The sequence below is a fragment of the Acinetobacter sp. YH16032 genome (genome assembly GCF_013417345.1).
Taxonomy (GTDB): domain Bacteria; phylum Pseudomonadota; class Gammaproteobacteria; order Pseudomonadales; family Moraxellaceae; genus Acinetobacter.
In genome coordinates, this window is sequence record NZ_VPEE01000096.1 from 1 (window position 1) to 3,092 (window position 3,092).

The following is a 3,092-nucleotide window of genomic DNA, read 5'->3' on the forward strand; positions in this document are numbered from 1 at the left end:
AACACCTCAAACACCAAACACCTCAAACACCAAACACCTCAAACACCAAACACCTCAAACACCAAACACCTCAAACACCAAACACCTCAAACACCAAACACCTCAACATCAAATACCTCAACATCAAATACCGCAATTACAGATAGCCTTTGAACTTGTATAACAACATTCGTACCGAACATTGTTATTACAAATTCAAGATGCTATTGTAATTAAGCAAGCCTACTCTGTAGCTACAATTTTCAGCCCTGCTACGCAGTTCCGAAAAGTTGTAGCACAGAAGTCTTGTTGAGGGCTTCGCCCCCAAACCCCCATCCAAAACCATAAGCAGGGGAGTGGTAAAAATGGATGATGAAGACTTAACAAAATTTAAAAAGATCAATCCGAAATCAGAAGTTAAACGTCTACGTCTGACAGTTGATGAAAAAAATCAGCTTGATGATTTTCTTGAGAAAAGAAACTTACAGTTTAGTGACTTCAACAATCGACTAATTAAAAATGCGATTAGTGCAGAATTTCATTTAGTTGAAATTGAAAACTATGTGAAACCCACATTTCCACTCAAACAAAAAAAGCATCATCGACCACCACCAAAAGTAGACCCAGCCGTATTATTCGAACTTGGTCGAGTCGGTACAAATCTGAATCAGTGTGCTAGAGCCTTGAACCTAATTAAAAATGACAAACAACAAGAGTTGGATCTCACTCAAGAATTTAGCTTTATCGAGTGTCTGCAAGTGCTTCAAGCAATCCAAGAAGATATACATAGCGTGATTGGTGAAATTAAAAAAACAACAATGTCCGATACCGCTATCGAGAATGCGAGAGTCCGAGCAGTCAAAGCCGTTGAGTTAGTGGAGGTCGAAACCGATGCACATTAAATTTACGAAACATGGGAAAGGCTGTCCACGCAAAGCGGTTGGCTATTTACTTGCTGAAAAAGATGCAAAAGGCGATTTGCGTCCTGATATTCAGACGCTCAGAGGTGATGCACAAACATTTGTTGCCATTACTGAAAGCCTAGATTTTGATTATCGCTATTCGTCAGCAGTAATCGCATGGTCAAAACAAGACAATCCGAGTGATGCACAGATTCAAGAAACATTAGATCAATTTGAAAAACATGCTTTTGCTGATTTAGACCCGACACGCTATCACATGAATGCCGTGCTACACGTAGCTCAGGATGGTTCAAAGCATGTGCATGTTTTGGTGCCGCGTGTCGATCTTGGAACAGGTAAGTCATTAAATATTGCTCCGCCCGGACACGAAAAATACTTCGATAAGCTCAGAGATTATTTAAACGAAAAATACACCTGGTCCAAGCCTGACGACCTCGCCATTTTAAAAGCTGATGTACAGCTACCGCACCACACGCATTCCCAAAGATTGGCGGCCATTGAAATTAATTTTGCAGGTAAAACCAAGCCTGAAAAAAAAGAGCTTTTAAATAAAATCGTTGCCCAGCGCATTAACGCAGGCGTGATTCAAGACCGTAACGATGTTGTCCAAACGCTTGCTGAATATGGAATCATCACACGAAACGCTAAAGACACTATTTCAGTCAAATTGCACGGTGATAAGACAGCCGTGAAGCTCGCAGGGGAGTTTTATAAAGATGGATTCAATGTCACTGCTTACGCAGAAAATCGAGCTAGAGCAGAAGCAGATCAAAGCGCATCAAGAGCAAATGAAGTCGATGCAAAACGAGTTAATGAACTCTATAACAAACTTCAACGAGCAACTGAATCAAGAGCTAGATTCTTTGCAGACAGATACGCTGAAACGCTTACAGATCATAGACAACGAGATACTACAGCACAGTCAAGTTTTGATCAGCAAAACCCAAGACCAAACGGAGTCAGTTTACAAGCTCACACAGAAATCAGCAGAGTTATTGAATCAAGTCCAAACTTTAGTGAAGCAAGCCGAAAACTTGAATATTCAGAGCTTAGAGCAACAGCAGACACAGCAACAACAGCAGAAAATCAGTCTAATTTTGTCAGTATCATGCACAGCGTTACTGCTAATCCTGATCATAATTTCATTGGTGAAGTAAATGAGCGAATTAACTCAGCTAATCAGTCAGCAAGTCAGTCTTTTGAAGGAGCAAAACAAGCTGCAACAGAACTGCATCGACGGACAGAAGATATATATCGAGCAATTGGAGAAGCGCAGCGCAGCACTACTTCAACAGATGAAAGAAGAGCCACCAGTGGACTTTTTGAACGAATCTATCAAAGGATTCTCAAAACAAACGCAGGCTTATTTGGAAAAAACCTTAACCAGTGCCTTGAGGGAATCAAATATAGATCAGTTAGTCCAAGACAAGATCAATCAGCAAATTCAGCCGATGCTCAAAGATATTCAGGATACTCAATCGAAATTAACACAGACCCTTTCACAGATTTCTACCGCCAGCTCACTTCTAAATACCACAGAAGTCAGCGAACGCTGAACGACTTTGGAAGACTCACTGAGAGATTTGACCACACAATTAAAGAAAGCAATCGAGTATTAACAGCTATCAATTCCAAAGGCTTTGCTATTAAACCGAAAAGCCCAATTGATGCTGCACGTATATTCTCATACAGCTATGTTAGTGCAGCCAAAGACGTGAAATATTGGGCTGAAATACAAGAATTGAAGTATCACAAAAAAAATCCGATGGGGACTGAGCTGTATGAAGCTATATGCGAGAAGTACAACGCTTTACAGCACTTCTCACGCCAAGAAAAAGACATGACAGACCAGATGCGTGATCACATTCAACAGATGATTGCCAATGATAAGAGAATGGTGAAATTTGCTGAAAAGCGGTTAGGTACTTACTTCTCTCAACGTGAGCATGACCGCCTAGATTCTCTATTCGATACAGCCAAAGACCGATTTAAAAAACCAGTTGAAGTTAGCCAGGTGCGAGATATTGAGCCAACACCAACACCAACACCATCGCCAAGTAAAGATGATGGCTACAGGTATGACCCATTCTAAGAATGGTTTTTTTTATACTTTTTTTGCCAAAACTGCACCGATTCAAACTTTAAATTTTGGAATGAATTACACTATCTAAAGTGAAGTGAATAAACTAA

Annotated in this window: 2 protein-coding genes; both read left to right on the forward strand. The window is 40.4% G+C overall.

Annotated elements, in window-relative coordinates; genetic code table 11:
* The first annotated feature begins 344 nt into the window (after nt 1-344).
* Nucleotides 345-881 (forward strand): plasmid mobilization relaxosome protein MobC, encoded by a 537-nt coding sequence (gene mobC / locus FTV32_RS16330; RefSeq protein ID WP_179991717.1) that lies wholly within the window; start codon nt 345-347, stop codon nt 879-881.
* On the forward strand, nt 871-2,994 hold the full coding sequence (locus FTV32_RS16335) for a relaxase/mobilization nuclease domain-containing protein (protein ID WP_180029107.1): 2,124 nt from the start codon (nt 871-873) through the stop codon (nt 2,992-2,994). Before mobC ends, FTV32_RS16335 begins: the two co-directional genes overlap by 11 nt.
* Nucleotides 2,995-3,092 lie beyond the last annotated feature (98 nt).

Coding starts and splice junctions, on each gene's coding strand:
- mobC (WP_179991717.1), top strand. CDS start 345: ATGGATGATGAAGACTTAACAAAATTTAAAAAGATCAATCCGAAATCA.
- FTV32_RS16335 (WP_180029107.1), top strand. CDS start 871: ATGCACATTAAATTTACGAAACATGGGAAAGGCTGTCCACGCAAAGCG.